At 26.9% G+C, this 22,021-nt stretch carries 9 protein-coding genes and 1 tRNA gene; 3 read left to right on the forward strand and 7 right to left on the reverse strand.

Features of this window, described 5'->3' with window-relative positions; genetic code table 4:
• Positions 1-124: 124 nt before the first annotated feature.
• From ACT1UH_RS00820 to ACT1UH_RS00840, 5 genes are all read right to left on the reverse strand, one after another.
• Entirely contained in the window at positions 125-448 is a 324-nt protein-coding gene (locus ACT1UH_RS00820) for a hypothetical protein (protein ID WP_444705072.1), read from the reverse strand.
• Between the two features lie 75 nt (positions 449-523).
• Positions 524-874 carry a hypothetical protein gene (locus ACT1UH_RS00825; RefSeq protein ID WP_444705073.1) on the reverse strand — a complete coding sequence of 117 codons (351 nt, stop codon included), beginning with the start codon at positions 872-874 and terminating at the stop codon, positions 524-526.
• 461 nt (positions 875-1,335) lie between these two features.
• Positions 1,336-1,458, reverse strand: coding sequence for a hypothetical protein (locus ACT1UH_RS00830; RefSeq protein ID WP_444705074.1), 123 nt, complete (start codon positions 1,456-1,458; stop codon positions 1,336-1,338).
• A gap of 230 nt (positions 1,459-1,688) precedes the next feature.
• On the reverse strand, positions 1,689-9,929 hold the full coding sequence (locus ACT1UH_RS00835; protein WP_444705075.1) for a hypothetical protein: 8,241 nt from the start codon (positions 9,927-9,929) through the stop codon (positions 1,689-1,691).
• 304 nt (positions 9,930-10,233) lie between these two features.
• On the reverse strand, positions 10,234-12,558 hold the full coding sequence (locus tag ACT1UH_RS00840; protein ID WP_444705076.1) for a hypothetical protein: 2,325 nt from the start codon (positions 12,556-12,558) through the stop codon (positions 10,234-10,236).
• Between the two features lie 194 nt (positions 12,559-12,752).
• On the opposite strand from ACT1UH_RS00840, the gene ACT1UH_RS00845 reads away from it, so the two are divergent.
• Entirely contained in the window at positions 12,753-13,667 is a 915-nt protein-coding gene (locus ACT1UH_RS00845; protein WP_438340751.1) for a gamma-glutamylcyclotransferase family protein, read from the forward strand.
• A gap of 3 nt (positions 13,668-13,670) precedes the next feature.
• Positions 13,671-15,365: an excinuclease ABC subunit UvrC gene (gene uvrC / locus ACT1UH_RS00850; RefSeq protein WP_444705077.1), complete on the forward strand. Its 1,695-nt coding sequence runs from the start codon at positions 13,671-13,673 to the stop codon at positions 15,363-15,365.
• Between the two features lie 61 nt (positions 15,366-15,426).
• Here the strand turns inward: uvrC and ACT1UH_RS00855 are convergent, their stop codons facing one another.
• Positions 15,427-17,121, reverse strand: a complete 1,695-nt coding sequence (locus ACT1UH_RS00855) for a S41 family peptidase (RefSeq protein ID WP_444705078.1) — start codon at positions 17,119-17,121, stop codon at positions 15,427-15,429.
• Positions 17,122-17,579: 458 nt separating this feature from the next.
• On the opposite strand from ACT1UH_RS00855, the gene ACT1UH_RS00860 reads away from it, so the two are divergent.
• Positions 17,580-17,655, forward strand: a tRNA-Arg gene (locus ACT1UH_RS00860).
• 250 nt (positions 17,656-17,905) lie between these two features.
• On the opposite strand, the gene ACT1UH_RS00865 is transcribed toward ACT1UH_RS00860, so the two are convergent.
• On the reverse strand, positions 17,906-21,997 hold the full coding sequence (locus ACT1UH_RS00865; RefSeq protein WP_444705079.1) for a hypothetical protein: 4,092 nt from the start codon (positions 21,995-21,997) through the stop codon (positions 17,906-17,908).
• Between the last annotated feature and the right edge of the window lie 24 nt (positions 21,998-22,021).

A 22,021-nucleotide genomic window follows, 5' to 3' on the forward strand; every position in this document is an offset into this window, starting at 1 on the left:
AGGTTCAAAATTCATTAATTAGCATGAAAAATGAGACCAATATTTTGAACTTGTTTAAGTATACATTTTGCATAATTTCTAATAAAAAAATATAAAAAAATAGCTCTACTAGGAATAGAATAATTTATAAAATTACAATTTTATTTATATCTCTTCTTATTTTTTCTAAATCTTCATTAATTGATCGCATTAAATCTATTTCTCTTTGTGAAATAAGACCAGTTTTAACAAAAGATTCTAAAATTTCTGTTTTTTTAGATAACATTTGATTGTAGTAATATCCGGCTTCTTGATGTTTCACAATTTTTTTAATTGTCGATATTTCAAGAGGAAGTTTTTTACTATATGCTATTTTCTCATACATTTGAATGTCATTTTCATTTAATTCAAAAGCTTTATATCTTTTATTGTTTATGTGAAAATAGTATTGTTGATCTGCACCGATCATAAAAGTTGCATCATTTTTTGATGTGACTTTTATTTTTAACTTAAACTTTTAGTTGTTTTTATAACTAAAACAAGTTTAAATTGATTTTTTCATTTTTGATTTAATGAAATCTTCATCGATATTTAATAAATTACTTAATCTTTTGTTATAAGTTTTTGCCATAATTATAAAGACATTGTTTTCAGAAGCAATATTTTGAATATTGTCTTTTGAAAAATAACCGCGATCCAATACTAAAGTTGCTGATTTATAACGCAAATTTAAAACTTTATCAATCATTTTTTTGTAGTAACATACATTAATAACTGATTTGGGATATAAATCATAAAAAAAGGTAATTCAGTCTTTTGATCTAAACAATAAGATAAGTTTATTTGTAGCAGTCCTTCATCAACATTTGGCTTTTTTATATTCAGCATATTTCATGTTTTTTGAGCTTATATTAAAGTTCGTTGAATCGACAGATAAATATGCGTGATCCGAATTATTCTAAATATGTTCTTGATTGTTTTGATCATCTATAATTAAATTTAATTATTTTTTATGTTGTTATATCTTTGTGTAAAAGCATTGATATCATTGAGTTTGAAGGAATTGAAAACAAACCAGAAAAATTTTTATATGCCGCTTTTTAAATAATTGTGAAACCGTAAATTCTTCATCAATATAATAAGATGCCAATGCCTTTATTAATTCGCTTTTTGTGTTAAAAATATTTTCCAAATGTTCATCTATATAAATCTTTAAAAAATTTAGTTATTGCCAAATATTGCCCGATAGGAACAACGGATGATATTTTTTATCATCTTATATTATTGTTATTTTTGCGCCGGGATAATTAAAAACACTTATCATTTGATACTAAAAAATTGTCATTTTTTTTAAATCTATTTTACCAATATTAACTCTCTTGTTGATATTATATTTTTTATTTTTTTATATTCAGTTTCTGCAACATAATATTCATATTTATTATCATCTTTTCTAATGATTTTGACATTTTTAGGCATTTGAACTCTTTGGCCTTTTAGTATAATTTCTACCTTATTTTTCTTTAGTTTATTTATAACTAAATTATTATATATTTGAGGTCAAAAAAGTAAAAAATGCTGATTTTTTTAATAAACCAGCATTTTCCCCTTATTTTATTGCTTATTTATAAAAAATGTTAAAAGTTTAAGATTTAAAATATTTATACAAGAGAATATACATAAAAATTTCTACATTACTTTGATATTTTTTATCTTCAAATATAAGGTTTAGCATTTTTTGGATAGCCATCGTTATCTAATTCACCAGGGCCAATTAGACTACTACTATAGAATCTATCTTTGAATTTTTTCCATTCTTCTAAAAATGCTTTATCTGTTGAGTCTGTATTTAAAGCTATTTTATCTAGCAATTCATATTTTTCCTCTTGGCTAATCAAGCTTTCTGGAGCATTGGCTATTTTTTTTGCTCATCAGTTTAAGAAACTAATTTGTGACGTTTTTTTTCATCATTCAGAAACATTGTATGTACCGAATAATTGTTTATTTGATTCTAAAATAATTTTGCTCTTATCTTCTGCATTTATAACACCTTCAAAATTATTTTTTAATTGCTCTAGACTATATCGGGTCGAATCGTCAACTATTCCAGCATCTTTTACTCTAGCTATTAATTTTAGAAACTCATAATTTAATTTAGCATTTCTTCTATATTTGTAGTAAACTTCATACAATGCTTGATTTTCAGCCTTTATAGCTCCCGCTCTATCAGTATCTGGTTTTTCAAACTCAGATATTATATGCGATCACGAACCTAGAGGAATTGTTACATTATATGGACCTGCATCAGCTGGGTGTTTTTTGTAATGCGAGTCAACCCTTTGTTTAAAGAATGGCAATCATTTTTTGGTATCTTTAGACTCATATTTTGCTATAAATTTTTCAGCTTTAATTTTTGCGGCTTTATATTTTTCTATTGTATCAGCAGATTTAATTTGTTCATTTAATGCATTATATTCATTACTATATTGAGAAGTAAACGTTCCTGTGCTATCTTTACCTTGATCATTTACGGCTATAGATAATGACTGATTTAATGCTAACTTCATGACACTATTACCGTAATCTGAATCACCGTTTGAACCTAACCTCGTTTTTCTTAAATCCTCTAACTCCGCATTTCTTTGTTGATTTATTTTCTGACTTATTGTATTTAATTCACTATCTGATGAGGCATTATTTATAAGCTTATAAAGATCTTTTAGATTATATTTTGTCGCTTCGCTAGCTTCGGGTCTAAATTCACTAGGTAATCCACCTCTATTATTAGACAAATCAAATAGTGCTAATTTGTCAACCTCTTTTCTTAATTCTATTTTTCTAGAAATAATTTTAATTTCTGATTTGATAGCCGAAAATTCTGGTTCAGTTTTTGATAATTCTACCTTATCTAAAAGATTCTTTTTATCAGGAGAATTAGGTAATTTGTTAATTTGTTTGATTAATTCTTGTTTTTTAGCTTGAATTTCAGCTTTTTGTTTTATCTCCTTATCCTTTTGCTTTTCTGCTTCGGTTTTAATAGCTTTAAGGTTTTCAATACTATTTGTTGAGTTATCTAGTTTATCTTGCAGTTTTTTCTTTTCTTTTGGATCAGAAACTTGTGAAATTGCTTGTTGAGCTAAACGTTTCTTATTTTCATATTCTTGTTTATATAATCTAATTTTTTGTAATAGTGCGGAAATTTTAGTATGACCAGTCTTAGAAAATTCTGTTAAGAATTCACTTTTCTTTGCTTCTGGTTTAATGTCATCTATTTCATTTTTTAATGTGTCAATATTTGTTTTTAGCGTATTTAAAGTCGTTTCGACAGAATTTTTATTTGAATAATCAATTTTGGATGTTAGATCCTTCTTAATTTTTTCTTTTGTTTTTAGCGAATCAGTTCTTAATTGCGCTGTATTCTCTGGATATGCTAATTTATCAATAAATAAGTTGAAGTTTTGTCTTGTAGCATTTGTCACAAGCGACTTAATGTCATCGATGGTTTTAGATAAATTTTTATGATCGCTAGGAACTTGTATGTTATCGATATTTCTCGTTATATTATTTTTTTCATTTTGATTAAAATTACTTAAAGTGCCAATTTTGACTTTTGAAAGACGTTTATAGTTTTGTATTATTTCATCTTTTAGGTTATTTTCATTATAAACGTCATTACCAGTTATTGTTGTAGGAACAGTTTGGTTTAATCTTATTATTAAATTATTTTTATCTTCCCCGTCATCAAATGAACTATTAATTACATTTTTGTATGTTTCAATCTTATTTGCTCAACCATCAGGCAACGCGTCATTAGCTTGGTCTATATTTTGTGCTGAATTTAGCTTTTGTTTTATTTTTTGAACTGCTTGTGCATTATTTTGTGAATATTTCAGATTTCCGCCATTTGCATTTAATTGATCTTTCTTTGTTTGCATATGGCGACTAAAATTAGTTATTTCAGTTTGTTTTTGGTTTAAGCTTTGCATATCATTTAATTTATTAACAGCACTTTTTAGAGCATTTTTAGCTTGGGTTGCTTCATTTGAATTTGGTTGAGGATAAGGAATTTGGTCAATTAATTTATTAATCTCCTTTTTCTTAATAGCAATGCTTGTATCGCTATCTTGTTTTGTTTTCTTTTGTTTAGCTTTATTTAATTCATTTTCTAGATTTCTAGATATTTCTTCTAATTGAGCTTTTGTCTTTGCTGCTAGATGAGGTTTATTTTGCGAATTGTATGTATTAAGAATATCTTGTAGTTCTTTCTTAATTGTGCTATATTCTTTTTTATTTAGGTTTGAAGTTATATAAGTGCTAATTGCATTTGCTTTTTGTTGAACTTGCACTCTTAGTTTTTCTTTTTGTTTATTGATATCAACAAGAGCTTTTTTGGCAACATCCTCAGCCGCCGTCAATTTTTTATTAGCATCGATAATTTTGGCATCAGTCAGTTTAGTAGTTTTATTAGCTGCTGGTTGTGTTGAACTAATCGCATTTGTAAGTGCATCTGTTGAACTTTTTAATGCTGGTTCCTTAGCCATATCGGTTTTTGTAGCATTTGCTTTGGCAAGAGTCGCTTCTAATTTAGCAATTTCAGCATCAGTATTCTTATTTGCGGCTACTCTTTGTGTTTCGGCATTTGTTGTTGCCTGTTCTAAGGCTTTAGTCTTATCTTGAATGCTTTTAATAGGGTCAGTATTTGCTTTGGATTTATTTGTATTAATTTTTTGTTGCAATTGACTAATTATGGTGACTAAATTTGCATGGTTTGGATCTTGTTTTAATGATTCTAATTTTGCTTGTGCATCCTTGAGTTTTTGGTCATGTTGAGCTTGCACAGCATGAAGTCTATTATTAAAATCATTTATTGCGCGGTTTGCTTCATTTTTTAAGTTATCAATTACTTGTTTTTGCTGAATATATTTACTTTGAACATTATCATTAATAATTCTTTCTGCTTCTTTAATAGTTTCTTTTAAGCGTTCTTTAAGTTTGACCATTTCGGGGTCATGAGTAATAATACGCGTTGCAACACTATTTATTTGATTTTTAGCATTTATTAGATTTTGTTTATTTCTTGCAACAATCTGGGTATCTTTTTGAGTTTTATCACTTTTGGCTTTTTCAAGTGCATCATGAAGTTTTGACTTAAGTTGTTCTAAATCGCGTTTTGTTTTAGAATTAATATTTGCTTTATCATTCTTATTATAAGCATTTAAAACTCGTTCTAATTCAGTCTTAATTTGATTATAATCACTATTATTAGATAAATTTTGGGTTATATATTGTTGAATATTATTAGCGTTTGTCTGAATTTCACTTATCAATTTTGATTTTTGAACATTGATATTATCAAGCGCAGCTTTTGCAACTTTTTCAGCATCAGCAAGTACCTTATTAGCTTCTTTTATTTGAACATCAGTTGCATTTTTACTTGCATTTTTAATACCATTAGCTGTATTAATTGCTTGTTGCAAGGTTTGTTTTTGGCTATTTAATTCTGGCTCATTATCCATCGCGGTTTTAGTTGCATCAGCCTTTTGGATTGTTTTTTCAAACTCAGCAAGTTCGTTATTGGTTTTTTGATTTGCAGTGGTTTTTTCTGTTTCAGCAGTTTGAATAGCATCTTGCAATGTTTTTGTTTTATTGTCTATATTTACAATGCTGTCATTATCATTAATGCTTTTATTGTTATCAATAGCTGATTGTAATTTTTTAATTACATTAGTTAAGTTTGCAGAGTTCTTGTCTTGATTTAATTGGCTTATTTTATCTTCTGCTTCTTTAACTTTTTTATTATGTTCAGTTTTTGCGCGTTGCAATTTAGCTTCAAATTGCTTCTTCTTTTGTTCAGCTTCAGTTTTTAGATCTTCTAATTTTTGTTTTTGAGTAACATAATTATTTGCTTGATTATTATCAAGAATTGTTTTTGTTTCTTTTATTGCTTCATCAAGTTTTGATTTAAGTGTTGTCATTTCATCATCATGACTAGTAATTGAATTTGAAATACCTTGTAATGTATCTCTTACTTTTGTAAGCGATTGTTTATTAGCTTCTTTGATATCATTATCTTTTTTATTTTTATTTTGTTGTGCCTCAGTTAGTGCATCATTCAATTCCTTTGATATGTTTTCAAGTTCATTTTTAGATTTTGAATCTAGCACATTTTTATCTTTGTATTTATTATGAGTTGCATCTAATTTATCTTTGATTTGTTTGTATTCATGACGGTTTTTTAATGTATTTAAAAAGTTTGAAACTTCATCTATTTTTTGAGAAATTTGGTTTCTTAAGATAGTTTTTTCGGCATTTATATTTTTAATAGCTTCTTTTGCTGCATTGTCAGCCTGAGTTAATGTTTGAATTGCACTTTCTGTTTGAGTATCAGCTAATTTTTGATTATTATCTTTTGCTTGTTGAGCAACTCTTATAGCTTCACTCAATGTATCCTTAGCACTATTTAGTGCAGATTCATTTGCCATCATATCTTTTGTTTTATTTGCGGCAGTTATTGCATCATTTAATTTATTTAAAGCTGCTTGTGTCTTTTGATCTGCTGCATTTTTGGCTTGATCTGCTGCCTGTATCGCATTTTGCAACGAATCTTTTTTGTTGTCAATATCCTGAATTGAATCATTAATATTAGCGTTTTGATTATTGTTAATTTGTTGTTGCAAAGCATTAATTACATCAGTTAGGTTTGCTACATTTGGATCGCTTCTTAGATTTTTTAATTTCTCGTTAGCTTCTCTTAATTTTTGGTCATAGGCATCTTTTGCTCGTTTTACTTTGGCATCAAATGATGTTTTTTCTTTTTCAGATTTTTCTTTTAAATCATCAAGTTTTTTCTTTTGTTCAACAAATTTATCTGTTTGATCTTGGGAAATTATACTTTCAGCTTCCTTAATTGCATCGTTTATTTTTTTCTTAAGGTCTGACATTTCCTTATCATTGCTAGTTATTGAATCGACAAATGTCTTTAAATTATCTTTTGTGGTTGTTAATTCTTGTTTATTAAGAGCATTTGTGTCATTATCTTTTTTAGCCTTGTCCACCTTAGCATCGGATAATTTTTTATTTAGATCCTCTAATATTTTATCTAATTCAGCTTTTGTTTTAGAACCAAGATTATTCTTATTATTGCTATTGAAATTATTTAATTCTGTAGTTAATTTATTTTTAATTTCATTGTATTGATTTCCATTTAGGTTATTTTTGTAATCCTCAATTTCCTTGGCTTTTTGGTTTATTTGCGTCTTGATTGAGTCTTTTTGGCTATTTATGTTTGTTATAGCTTGTTCTGCTGCTGTTTTTGCTTCTAATAAGGTTTTATTTGCATTTTCTATATCTTTATCAGCTAGTTTTTTAGGTGTGTGATTTTTTATACCCTCAGCTGTTTTTATTGCTTCATTTAATTTATTTTTGGCATCCGATAATAAAGGTTCAGAATTCATTGAAGTTAGCGTAGTTTTTGATTCATTGATTGTATTTCCTAATTTTGCTAAATTTGCTTCAGTTTTCTGATTTGCAACAGCTTTTTCTCTTTCAACTGTTTTTATTGCTTGGTCTAAATTATCCTTTTTAGTAGTAAATGATGAAATTGGGTCTCTGTCTTGGGCATTGTTATTTTGATTTATTGTGTTTTGCAAATTTTGAATTACAGTATTTAGATTTGCTGAGTTAGCATCATTTTGTAATTTAGATACTTTATTATTGGCTTCTTGTAGCTTGTGTCTATATGCTTCTCTTTCGGCATTTAATTTTTTAGTAAAGTCACTTATCTTTTTATCTGCTTCAGTTTTTAAACTTTCGATTTTTGAAATTTGCGATATATATTTATTAAATTCGTTTTTGCTAATTATGCCCTCAGTCTCAGTGACGGCTGTATTAATATCTTGTTTTAGTTTTGTCATTTCAGGATCACGACTTGTGATGCTATTACCAACACTTTTAAGGGTTTCTTTTATTTTTGTTAGCTTTTGCTTATTTTGTTCTCTAATTTCTAAGTCTTTTTGTTGTTTTTTATTCTTAATGTCTTGTAGTTGTGAATCTAATTTAGATAGTAAATCGGTAAGTTGTTGTTTTGTTTTATTTGATAAGCTATTTTTTTCATTATTTACATAATCATTTAAGTGTTTTTCTAATTCGCTTTTTATATTTTTAAAATCATTTCCTGCTAAATCGGTATTTATATAATCACGAATTTCTGTTTCTTTTTGATTAATTTGATTTTTAATTTGGTCTTTTTGATCATTTATCTTTTTAATTTCTTGTTTGGCAATATTTTCTGCTTGTAGTAATGTTTTTTTAGCTTCATCGATTTCGTTATTTGCTAATTTTGGAGTTTGATTTTTTGCTGTTTGTGCTATTGCGATTGCTTGCTCTAAGTTAGTTTGGGCACTACTTAATAATGGCTCAGAAGTCATTGAGTCTTTTGTAGCACTAACATCTGTTATTGCTTTTTGTAGTTGTGCTAAATGCTCGTTAGTTTTTTGTGCCTCAGCATTTTTTTTGTTTTCTGCAGTTTCTATTGCTTTTTGTAATTGATCTTTTTTATTATTAATTTCTGATAGTGGTAGATTATCATCGATTGTTTGATTATCTGCAATTGCTTGTTGCAGTTCTTGAATAACATCATTTAAGTTAGCAGCATTTTCATCTGCTTGAAGTTGTGAGATTTTATTTCTTACGTCAAGAATTTTTTGCGCATGAGCTTCTTTGGTGTTTTGTAATTCCTTAGCAAATTCTGTTTTTGTGGTTTCTGCTTTTTTACTTAGGTTTTCTAGTTTTTCTTTTTGACTAACGTATTTATCTGATTCTTCATTTGTAATAATTGCTTCTGATTCGCTGATTGCTTGGTTAAGTTCGTCTCTTAAAGCAGTCATTTTTAGATCTTTGCTTGTTATTGAATTTGAAACATTTGCTAATGCTTCTTTTGCTTCTGCTAGAGCTTGCTTATTTTTAGCTCTTATTTCCGCATCTTTTTCGTCTTTCTTTTGTTTAGCAGAATCAAGATGCATATTCATTTGCGTTAATAAATCATCTAGTTGCTGTCTAGTTTTTTGCCCTAGAAGATTTTTATCATTTGCCTCATAAGATTTTAAAAAGGCATCTAGATCATTTTTAATAGCTTCGTATTCAGGTTTCATTAAAATATTGTTAATATAATTTTGAATTTCAACTTCTTTTTGAGCAATATTTGTTCTGATACCATCTTTTTGCTTATTTGCTTTATCGATGGCATCATTTGCCACATCCTCTGCTTGTTTTAGTGTATCTTGAACTTGTTTTATAGCGTTATTAGTTAACTTCGGATTTTGTGTATGTGAAGTTCTAGCAACTTCAATTGCTTTTTCTAACACTGCTTTTTGTGTATCTAAATCTGGTTCTTGCTCCATTTTGTTTTTAATTTGTTCAGCATTTTCGATTTCTTGATTTAGTTTGTCAAGAGCAGCTTGTGTAATAGCATCAGCTTTTTCTTTTTCTGCATTATAAAAACTTGCTAAACCATTAAGTTCAGCTGTTGCAGCATCAATATTTTTTAAAGGACCGTTTTCATCAATAACATCATTTTGACTAATCTTTTCTTTGATTTTAGTAATGATGTCAGCATAGTTAGCGCTATTAGGATCACTTTTTGCTTGTTCTAGAACGCTATTAGCACTTTCTTTAGCCTGGTTAAATCTACTTTTTGCTTCTGCTAATTTTTGTTCAAAATCAATAATTTGTTGTTCTGCGCTTTGCTTTAGATTATCAATAGTTTGTTTTTCTTGAGTATATTTATCCGTTTGTTCTTTTGCGATTATTTCACGTGCTTTTTGGATTTCAACATCTAAGTTGTGCTTTAGTTGCATCATTTCGTCATCATTACTTTTGATGCTATCTTTTATAGCCTCAAGTTGGTTTGTTGATAATGAAAGCTGTTCTTTATTTTGTGTATTTGAAAGCAACTGTTTTGCATTATCTAGTGCGCTTGTGATATTAGATAATTTTTGTTGTAATTCTTGGATAGTATTGTTATAACTTGGATAATTATTGTCTTTGACTAATTTTAGCGATTCTAATAATGGGGTTGTTATTTGAGGATATTCATCTTTATTTGCATTAGCAAAATCGGTTATTTCAGCAATCTTGTTATTAATTTTTTCGATTTCTTCATCTTTATTAGAATTAATTTGGATAATTTTTGTTTCCGCTTTTCGATTTTTATCCTTAAAATCTTCAACTAATTGTTTTAATTCATCAATAGCATCCCTATTGGTTCGAATCTTGCGTTTTGGTTATTAAATCTTTTAAATCTTGTTTTTCAGGATTATATTCATCAGTTGGCATTTGCGATACAAAGTCATTTGCTTTTTTAACTAATTCATCTAATTTAGTATTTAATTCGCTAAATTTTTTATTGATTTCCTCTTTTTCTTTAGGTATTTTATCAACTATTTTTTTTAGATTAACCTTAACATCATCTAATCGTGCGACACCAAAATCGCTAACATTTGGCTCAATGTTAGTATTATAATCTTCTAAAACTTTGTCTAATTCCTTGATTAATGTCTTATATTTTTCGGAATTTTCATTTTTTAGCCCATTTTGAGCACCAATTAGTTCATTCTTTTTGCTAATAATGTCTTTTTTTAATTCGATAATTTCTTCAATTATTTTCTTGCGTTCATTTTCATCAGCATCACGGAATCTTTTAGCCTCTTTAATTGCTTTATTTAGCTCGTTAAGTTTTTCAAGAACATTGTAACTATTTGAGTTAGCATTGCTATTTGTTTCTTCGGCCGAATTTATTCTTGATTGTAGATCCTTTTTAGAAACATGATAAGTTCCGTTGTCCTTAAATTTTTCTTGTTCTAGTTCAGTGTTAAGTTTTTTAGCTTCAACTAGTGTGTTTATAGATGCTTCCTTAGATTTTTGAAGGTAGCTATCTTTTAAAGTTTTGGCACCGTTGTTATATTCAACTTCAATTTCATCTACGGATTTTTGTTCATTATCTAATGTTTCTAGCGTTTTTTCAGCATCTTGTATGAATTTTTCAAATTCATTAGTCGAACTAATAATATTATTTTCTTTGGTATATTTAAGATTTTGTTTTGCAATAGCAATTTCTCTGGTCAGATTATCTCTTGCGACTTGCTTTTTAGTTTTTGTTAATAAACTATCAAGTATATTTTTATTTGTAACTAGATCACCTAACAAAGTATTAGTATTATTGTTTCGTTGTGCATTTTCAATGGCATCGCTAATTTGATCTCTATTATTTTCATATTCATCAGAAGATTTAATTTTATCTAATTGTTGATGTCCTTTTTCAATTAAGCCAGTTATTTCACTAATTAATTTGTCTTTTTGTTTTGTAATTAAATCACTTGCTTGTTCTGATTTGCTGTTTAGATTAGCTAAAGCTTCTGTAATACTATTTTTGTCAAGTTTTTTTAGAGCTTCATTACCTACATTTATTGCATTTTTTAACTCGTCCTCAATTTTTTGAGAACTAAATAAATCACTAGCTGATTCGATTTCTTTTAATAATTTTTGTGAAGAAGGTAATTCTTGGATTAAACCATCAATAGCTTCTTTAATTTGTTGTGCATCACTTTTTAGTGGTTTAGCCTTTTCTAGAATTTCTCTTAGTGTAGCAATTTCATTATCTTTGCTCATTTTGTTTTTTATGTTGGTTATTTCAGCGTCTAATTTTTTGGCTAAATTTTTATATTTGTCATAATCGAGGGTTGTGTTCTTATAATTTTCGGCATCTTTTACTAAGTCATTAATTTGCTTTATTAGGTTTTGTTTTTCTAATGATAGAGTTTTTTGGAATTCTGAAATTTTTTCATGTAAAGAATTTAGTGCTTTTTGTCTTTCTTCTAGGGTTGCATTTGGATTATTAAGAATTTTTTCAGCTTCTTTGATTGCTTTTTCAAATATACCTTTATTTTTGATATCAGAAGGAAATTTTGAATCAATGTTTTTTGCATTTAAAATTTCATCTGTCAGGTTAAACAACACTTGGAGATTGTTTTTTAATTCAATAGCTTTGGCTTTTACTTTTGCAAGTCCATCTTCATTGGTTGCATTATTGTATTGATTTTCCAAATTTGTTTTTTCTTGATTGTAAATAGCTATATATTTGGTAGCAAAAGGTTTATTATTGTACTTAGATTCATAGTTTGTAAGAAGATCACTAAATGACGATTTTTCAGAAATTGCTTCACCATTAAGTAATTCAAGATTATCATATTGACTTTTATAATTCTTGAAATTAATTTTAGATGATTGTAATTTAGTTAATATTTCATCTACTTTTTTGATGTCTTTTATATTTAATAATTGGTCTAGCTCATTTAGTTCTTTTTCAAAGGTTGCATAAAGATCGCGAGTATATGTTTTTTTATCAATTTCATTTTGTTTCTTCCACTCATTCATCTTTTTTATTAATGCTTGTAATTTTGCCATTGTGTGATTTCATTTTATTGTTTCATTTAAAAGAACATAGCCTGTTCCAATTGTTGCCCCAATTGAAACACCAGTTATTATTCCGGCTACAACTTTTTTTCTTCTATTTGTTTTTTTCATAAACACCTCAATAAAATATTTTTTGTATAGTTTTTTATATTAATTTAATATTTTAGATAAAAAAAAAAAAAAAAAGAAAGAGGCTCAAAATTAGGAAATTTTTAAATATTACAAGCTAAAATGGGCTTAAAAAAATAATATTAAATATAATTAATAATATCTACCTAAAATTTGTTTATGTTTAAGGAGTAAAAATGGAAAAAGACAACAAAATTTATTTATTTTCATATGGAACTATTCAAGATGAATTGTTCTATAAAAATTTATTGTCGCCTGATTGCGTAAGAAGACCCGCTTTATTAAATGGCTATGCTAAGTGTGTTGATGAAACTGCATATTTTTTATTAAAAAAAGATATTGCCCATCAAGTTAAAGGCACTCTTTTTGAAATAACAAAGGATGAATTATTTATGATTGATAGATGAGAAATGTTTCCGCAATATCAAAGATTTCAGGCCAATGTTATTGCCACTGATACAAACGAAATTATCGAAAACGTATATGTGTATACTAAATTAGAATTTGGTAAATATTATCTAGCAACCGATGACATGGGATTTTCAACTTCGCCTAATGAAAATGAGCAAAATTTAAAGGCTTTTATCACGTTAGAACAACAAACAGAATTATTTCCGTTGGTTGATAATGCTATTTTGTATGAAATTTCCGATGAAGAATTTGAAAAAATAATTCATCTTTCGCATCCGTATGTTGCATTGATATTGGATGACCAAAAATTTAAGAATTATTTGGTTGACCCTTATGCAGTTTTAGGTATTAAAATTCATGATAAAAAATATGCTTTGTTAATTTCGTTTGGTAGAAAAAATTCATTAAATAGTATTTTTTATTATCATGCTATAGAAAATAAAATTGAAGGGGTAGAAATTATTAAAGATATTAAACCACTTTATAAATTTAATATTGATTTCTTATTAGATAAAAAGCCAATTAAGTACATTAATTTGAAGTTAGATAAAACAATCGAAAAACCTAAGTTTGGTGTATTTGAAGATATTGCCTATGAAATAACTCTTAATGATTTTGATATTGATCCATTTAGAAGATTAGATATTATTATTCATACTCTTGAAGAAAATATGAAATAGCTAATGATTGATAAAGAATTAATTAAAGACGTTTCAACAAAACCTGGTGTTTATTTTTGAAAAGATAAAGATGGCAATGTTATTTATGTGGGCAAAGCCAAAAACCTAAAATCACGGATGTCACAATATTTTGACAAAAATGTTCATAATTCATTTAAAACTAGTGCAATGTTAAAACATATTGCTTCTTTTGATACAACCGTTTTTGATAAGGAATCGGAAGCCTTGATGTTTGAACGAGCTAGTATTAATAGATATAAACCTAAATATAATGTAATGCTCCCCTCTCATAATAATTATCCTTATATTTGTATTATAAAAAAAGCCAATAGTATTGATATACAACTTAAAAATGAATATAAAAAACGTGATGATATTATTTATTATGGTCCGGTTGTAGATGGTGAAAAAACACGTCTATTAATTAAATATTTAGTCCATTTATTAAAAACGCAAGAAGGATTAATTATTAAAAAAATGACTCCGGTAGAGGTAGATAAGAGATTCGCAAAAGCAAAGGAAATAATAAAATTTAATAAAGAATTTAAACAAGAATTAATTAGTAAAATTAGAAGCGCCTCTTTACAACTTGATTTTAGAAGGGCGGAAGAACTTAAAAAAATTCTTGATTTTATAAACGAAAAGAATAATATCCAAAACATTAGATTAAAGACAAAAAAATCTATTGATGTATGGGGCGTATATTTATATGATAATATTTTGTTTGCTTCTATTTTACAATATCGTTATTCATTGTTAAATAATCGCCAAGACTTTCAATTTTGTTTTGAAAAAAATGAAGAAGAATTGGTATTTGAATTTATAGAAAATTTTTATAAAAACAATCCTATTCCTGATCAAATAATTATTGATGATAAATATAAAAATCAGCCTTTTAATAAAGAAATTAGAAATTCGATTATTAAAAAGAATTATAGTATAAATTCTAAATTACTTGATTTAGCTAGTGCTAATGCTAAGAATGATTTAAGCAATAAAATAAAGAAAATAAAAGATAAAACAAAAAGCAATGATATTCTCCAATCTTTAAAAAATATATTAAATATTGATTGTTCAAGGTTTGCAATATTCGATAATTCATTTCAATCAGCAACTAAAGAAGTCGTTGGTAGAGGGATGATTTTTGTTGATGGAATTAATGTTAAGAAATTCAATCGTTCTTATATACTTTGCAAAAATGAAGATGCTAATTCTGATTACCATTATATGTATCAAAATATTAGTAAATTTTTTTGTGATCATTCAATTGATGAAGATATTAATTTGATTTTTGTTGATGGCGGTGAGATTCAAATTAATGCTGCAATCAAGGCCTTGAAAAAATTTCATAAAAATGTGCCTATTTTCGGACTTGTAAAAAATAATCACCACGAGTTTGCAAGATTAATTAATGATAGTGGCGTAGAAATTAAAATTTCAGATGCTAAGGTGTTTAATTTTTTATCGCAAATTCAATATGATGTCGATAAGAGTGCTAAGGCCGTTTATAATAAAAGACACAATAAAATAATTACAGATAGTCTCTTAACAAAAATAAAAGGTGTTGGGCCTAAGATAGAACAAAAATTATTGGAAAAGTTTGGCTCATATCAGGCAATAATTGACGCAGATATTTTAGAATTATCTAAAATTATTAATACAAAAATCGCTAGTGAAATTAAGAAAATAAAAATCTAAAAGTAGGAATTTTAAATTCCTACTTTATTGTTTAAAGAAAAAAATCAATTTAAATTTAGATTTATTTAGGCAAAATTTTAGTTAGATAGTCTATATCATAAAAGTTGTTATATGGAATTTCAATGTCTGGTTTTACACCATCTTCTAGATTTATTTCTGATCCGTGATGTTTATATAAATAATTTAATGGTGAACTAGTTGATATTGATGTTCCATCATTCAAAACCAAGGGCAATACAGGCGCGGTCCCTCCTCCAGATTTTTGACCTATAATTTTGGCTACTTTTAGTTCCTTTATGATTCCTGAAAATGTGTTAGCAGCACTAAAAGTATTTTTGCTAGTTAATATATAGTAATTAAAGTTTTCAAATGCATCATTATCATAATAATTGCCATCCTTGTTAGCATCGATTTTATATTTTTGTGTTTCTATAATACCAGAAAGTAGTGATTTACTATGCACAACAATGTCCTTATTTGTTAATAAACCAACAGCACGATACATTGCTCCAATATTTCCACCACCATTTCTAGAAATATCAATCACAACATTTTTAATATTTTTTTGTTTTAATATTTTTTGCAATGTATTTCTTAAAAATTCAAATGTGTCACTTTTGATATTTTTTGCATAAATTTCATTATTAGATGCTGTTTCAAAATTATCGATAATAATATATGCTAAGTTACCATTTATAATAAAGCCATCTTGTTTAATTTTTTGCTCAAGTATGGCTCTTTTTTGCTCAAGGTATTCATTAACTTTGGCATATTCACTTCGTTCAGTTCCATATAATTTAGATGCATAATCATTGATTTTTTTACTATTGTTTGTGAATATATTTAACATATTAATTCTAGTATGCAAGTCATTTAATTTGTTAAAGAATAATTTTGCATATGCCTTGTTATATATATCGGGATTATTGCTTAATAATTCTTTTTTTATATCGCTGATATACTGTTGAAAGTTTGATATATTTTTGTATGATTTAAGTCCATAAAAATTGTCAAGGGTAAATAAGAGATTATCAAGGTTATAAATTCGATCCTGTGTTGTTTCTTTATCCACCGACCATGAACCTTGTTGATATGAGTAAGTGTCATTTTCATCTTCCATTAGTGAAAAAAATTTACCATAAACCGCATCGCCATTATAGTAGAGATTGTAATAGTTTTGACTACAAAATAAGGTATTAAAAATACTTAAAGGAATAAAAGTTCTTCTCCCCTCTTTAAAAATATCGATGTGATAACTTCTTAAATCAAATTTGATAGGTCCGCTTAAATCATTAATATTTTCAATTTTTGAGCCTTCATAACTTATGAAGCGTGAGTAATTAGTCAAATTGCTTTGCTTAACAAAATTAAAAAATGCTTCGTTGCTAACACTAATAATATCACGATCTGCGTCAATATACATTAATTGATTATTTGAAACTAGTTGTGTTGCATTGATGTCATAAGTCGGTTTTTTTCTAATTAGCGAAGTATCAACGAAGCCATTTAAAACACCTAACATTTCCTCAATAGCAACATATGGTTGATGAATTTTATTGTCAAGAAAATATAAGTTTAGATTTTTATTTTTTATTGAATAATCTTTTGATGATAAATTTATAAATTTTGTTTTCTTGATATTAAAAATTTTAGAAGGACCATTGTCTAAATAATCAAAATCACTATAACATGAAACAGCACTCAATGGTATTAGTGGTAATGGTGTACCTAATAGAAATAAGAACTTTTTCTTCATATTTTAATTCCCTCTTAATTCCCTATAATATTGAAATTTTACGCTTTTATTAAGGTTCATTATCAAAATTATTGATTTACTTATGCAAAGATGTGAAATAGATTAATTTAATTAGTTTCTTTATAAAAACTTATTGATTTTGAAAAATTTATAAGTTTGTGTTGCTTTATACAAAAACAAAATTTTTTGATATTTGAAATTAAATATTTATTTTTCCAATTTTATGATTTAAAAATACAAACTCAACTTAAATTAAGATAGATTTATGATTTTATTTAATTGTTTAACTACAATTTTATCAAAATTTTGCATCTTTTATTATAGGATAATAGCCTATATAAAAAGCTCATATTTTGATATCAAAATTCATTTTATATGTATTGTGATAATTAATGCAAAAATAAATTTTATAAAAAGCGTTCTTAAATTTATTTTAGTGCTAAAATATTATATGCAACGGTCGTGTAGCTCAGGGGATAGAGTACGTGCCTTCTAAGCATGTGGTCGCAGGTTCGAATCCTGCTACGATCGCCATTTTTTTTATTCTTTTTTTTATACTAAATTATTAATAAAACTTAATTTAATTGTTTTTAATACAAAATAAGAAAAGACCCAAATCTTTTTATTTAAATTTGAGTCTGATGTTTTTTGATATTTTTGTTTTTTAGTTATTAGTATAGGTTTGTGGTTTATTGATTAGTTGTTCAAGTTTCTTTGATTTTTCAACTAATTCTTGACTTGTTTTTTCTAATTCTTTTTTAGCATTTGTATTTGCTAAATTTGCTTATTCTTTTTCCTTTGTTTTACTTACTAAAGTTTGGTTTAGGTTTGTAATATCTTTATTTATAGTTTCTAGTTTTTCTTCTTGTTCACTTATATCTTGTGTTGTTTCCTTTAAGATATTTTGAGATTCGCTAAGTTGTTGTTTGGTTTTTTGCAACTCGTTATCTTTATTTTTTAATTGCTTAATTGTGTTATCTAGATTTTGTTGTGCAATATCTAATAATGATATTGTATTATCTTTATTATTTTGAGTTTTTTGTTGCTCTAATCTTGTGAATTCGAGATTTTTGTTTATTTTATTTATTTCTGCAATTTTTTTATCCTTTGATTGTGTCAAAGTTTTTAACTCAGCTTCCTTTTCTTCTTTTTTGTTTAAAAACATTTGAATATCACTATTTATTTTTTTCAATTTTGAAGCATCATTAGCTTTAGTATCTTTGATTTTTTTAATTTCTTTATTTGCTGCTTGTAATTTTAAGTTTATATTTTCTATATTTTGAGCTTTATTTGCTACCTTCTTATTTGCTTCTTCTAAATCCTTTTGTGCTTGTGCATTTGTGTTTTCAGTTATGGTTTTTGATTGATTTGAGTTATTGATAGCATGTTTTATATTTTTAATATTTTCATTAACAATGCTAATTTGACTTGCTAATTTGTCAGCTTCTTGTTGTGTATTTTGTTTTGTAGTTTTATAATCTTGCAATACTTGTTGTTCATCATTTAATTGCTTTGATATGTTGTTTAATTCTTGATTTTTATTATTTAGTTTTTGGGTTGCTATTTTATGTTCAAAATCTGCTTTTTCCTTATTAGCTTGGGCTTTTTGTTCTTCTAGTTTTGCTATTTCATGTGCATTATTTTTTTTGTTTACTTCTTTTTGTTTTTCATCTATTGTTTGTATCGTGGTTTGAAGTTGCGTTTCGAGATCACTTTTATTTTTTAGAGTTTCCTTTAAATTATTATCAGCTTCTAGTTTTGCTAAGGTTGCTTCTTCTTTATTTTTCTTAATTTCCTGAATTTTAGCGTTTGCTTCTTTTAATTTAGTGTTTGCTAATTCAAGATCACTAGTTTTTTGTGTTACATTTTTATTAGCTTGACTCAATTCGCTTTCAGCTCCGTTATTTTCTGTTTGCAATGTTTTGCTTGAATTAGTTAATGGCGCTAATGAAAGGTTGATTTTAGCAATTTCATTATCTATTTGATTTATTTTTGTTTCAGTTTCTTGTATTTTTTGTTGTAATAAATTTTTATTTGTTTCTACATTATTTAATGTATCTACAGCTTTTTGTTCTTCTGCAATTTTTGTATTTAAGTTTTTTATATTACTTTCATATTCTTTTTTAGCTTCTTGTAATTCTGCTATATTTGATTGTTTTGTAACATTAGCATCCTGAAGTTCTTGCTTCGCAGCATTTAACTCTCTTTTTATCCTATCTATCTCGTTATTTTTTGCTTGAATAGAAGATTTTGTTTGCTCAAGTTCACGCGTTGCGTTATTTTTTTCACGTTCAGCATTGTTGTATTCTTGTTGAACATTATCTTTTTCTTTAGTTTTTTCGGCAAGTATTTTTGTTTTTTCTTCTAATACCTTTTGGGCATCGTTATATTTTTGCTCAGCAGCCTTAAGTTCAGACATAATTTTGTCAGAATCCCAATCCATCAGCTCTCGATCATATTGTTTTTTGAGTCTCTCTAACCGAGATTTAAGTGAAAAATTATTTCAATAATATCATGATATTATTGCACTTCTTCACTCTTCATTTCTTTTTTCCCTTTCCTCACTTGTTTTGGTGTCAGGGGCGTTTTCGATATCTTTTATTTTTTTTCATCTTCTTTCAGTTTCGTTGTCAAGCTCTTTCTTTTCCTGGTTAAATTCATCCTGTATTTCTTTAATAGTTTCTAATTCATTCTTTTTTTCTTTTTTTATTCTTTCAATATTATTTTTTGCATTCAAACTTTCTTGCTCTACTGATTTATGTTGATTATAAGCCTCTTCATATGTATGTATTGTTTGCGCTAAAATTTGACTAATTCCGTCTAATTCGGTGTTTTTTTCTTGCAACACTTGCATATTATATTGTTCTAAACGTTGTAGATTTGATAAATTAGTTTCTTCTATTTCTAATTCTTTTTCTTTTTTAGATACAGCAACTGATTTATCTTTAATTGAGTTGTTAGTTTCATCTAATTTATTTTCAGTTTCTGTGACTTTTTGTTTACTTGTATCTAATGCACTTGAAGCTTTGTTTTTTTCTTGTGATTTGGTAGTTTTGGAAGCGGTTTTTTGTTTTATTTCTTCCGTGTATTTTTGTAGGTCTTGTTCTAGTTTTGCTTTTTCTTGTTGTAGTGAACTCTTTAGATTATTTTGTTGTTGCAATTCCCTATTTTTTAGAGCAATATCATTTTGATTCTGCGAAAGTTTTTGCTTAGCTTGCTTTGCTTTTTCTATTGCACTCTTTTGAGACTCATTTGCTTTTTTTAATGCATCAATCGCACTTTGTAAATCATTTGCTAATTGCAAAATTTTGATTGATTCCTCTTGTAAATTATTGTTGATATTTAAAAGGTTTGTATCAGCCTCTTCTTTTTTAGTTTCTAGTTCTTTTATTTGTCTGTTTGTGTTTTCTAGGCTTTGCTTTGTTGCTTTTTGTGCTTCCTGAGCTTGTACTAGTTCTTTATTTGCCTCTATTAATTCATTATTTTTAGTTGAAATTTCACTTGCTTTTTGATTTAGTGATTGTGTTGCTTGTGCTAGCTTTTCATTTGCTTTTGTAACTTCTTGTTGTGCTTTATTTTGTTCAACCATTAATTGTTTTTTTACATCGGTTTTATCTAGAATTTCTTTTTCTTTTTTGCCTATATCTAAACTAATTTTATCAAGAAGTTGTTGCACACTTCGTTTCTGAGTTTCGAGAGTTTCTTTTTGTCTTTGTGTAAGTTCTAATTCCTTGTTTTTTAGTGAAATTTCTCCTTGCTTTTTTAGCAGGTTTTGCTTTGCTTGTTCAGCTTTTTCTACTTTATTTTTTTGATTCTCATTTTCTTTTTTTAATTCATCAATAGCAGAGCGCAGTTGCATTGTTATTTGATCGATTTTGTTGGTTTGTTCTTGAAAACTGTTGTTATTTTGTGATAAATTTGCCTCAAGATTTTTTCTTTGTTTTTCGAGGTCTATGATTGTTTGATTAATATTATCTAAATTTTGCATTGAATTATTTAGGGCTTCCTGAGCTTGCGCTAGTTCTTTATTTGCCTCTATTAATTTATTGTTTTTAGTTGAAATTTCACTTTGTTTTTGTGCTAAAAGATGATCGGTTTGTTTGATCTTTTCTTGTAGTTTATTGATTTTCTCTTGATTGTCATTTTTTTGTGCTTCTAGTTGATTTCTAACATTAGTTTGTGCCTGAATTTCAGATTCTTTTTGGCTAATTATGTTGTTAATTCTTTCTAGATTTTTATCAGCATTTTGTTTTTGGTTATTTATTAGTTCTTTTTTATTTTTTGCTTCTTCAAGCTCTTTGTTTATTAAAGAAATTTCGTTTTGTTTTTTTAATTCCTGGTTTTTTGTAAGTGAATCTAAGAGTTTTCTTTCTAAATCTTCTTTAATTTTTTGCGCTTCTTTTAATAGTTTATTTGTTCTTTCTTGTTCTATTGCTTTCTTATTAAGTTCAGTTATATTGTTTAATGTCTTGAATTTATGGCTTAAAATAGGTTTATTTTTAAAAATTATTTGAAATTCATAATCAGTGCTAGATTCTAAAGGAGCTTCGTTTCTTTTTTCGCCTCAAGAAATAGTTTCATTATTTTTGTTTATAATGTATTTCTTTTCAAGAAAAGCTTTTGGATTATTTTCGGGAAAGATTCTTGCTGTAAATTCGGAGTTTTCATAATTTTTATAGTTTTTTAGTATAAATGAAGCTGAGTTACTAGTTATTTTTTGTTTGTTTATTTCTAACTTATTTTGGTTATTGCTAACTAGGTATGCTGTTATTATGGCACCAGTTGCTAATGTTGCTGCTATTGCTAGTTCTGCTCCTAGTAAAACTCTAGGTGTTTTTTTCTTTTTTGTTTTAATTTCATGTTTGTTTTCAGTCATATTTAAACCTTTTCTTATGTTTTG

Source organism: Mycoplasma sp. 332 (genome assembly GCF_052378275.1).
GTDB lineage: Bacteria > Bacillota_I > Bacilli_A > Mycoplasmatales > Metamycoplasmataceae > Metamycoplasma.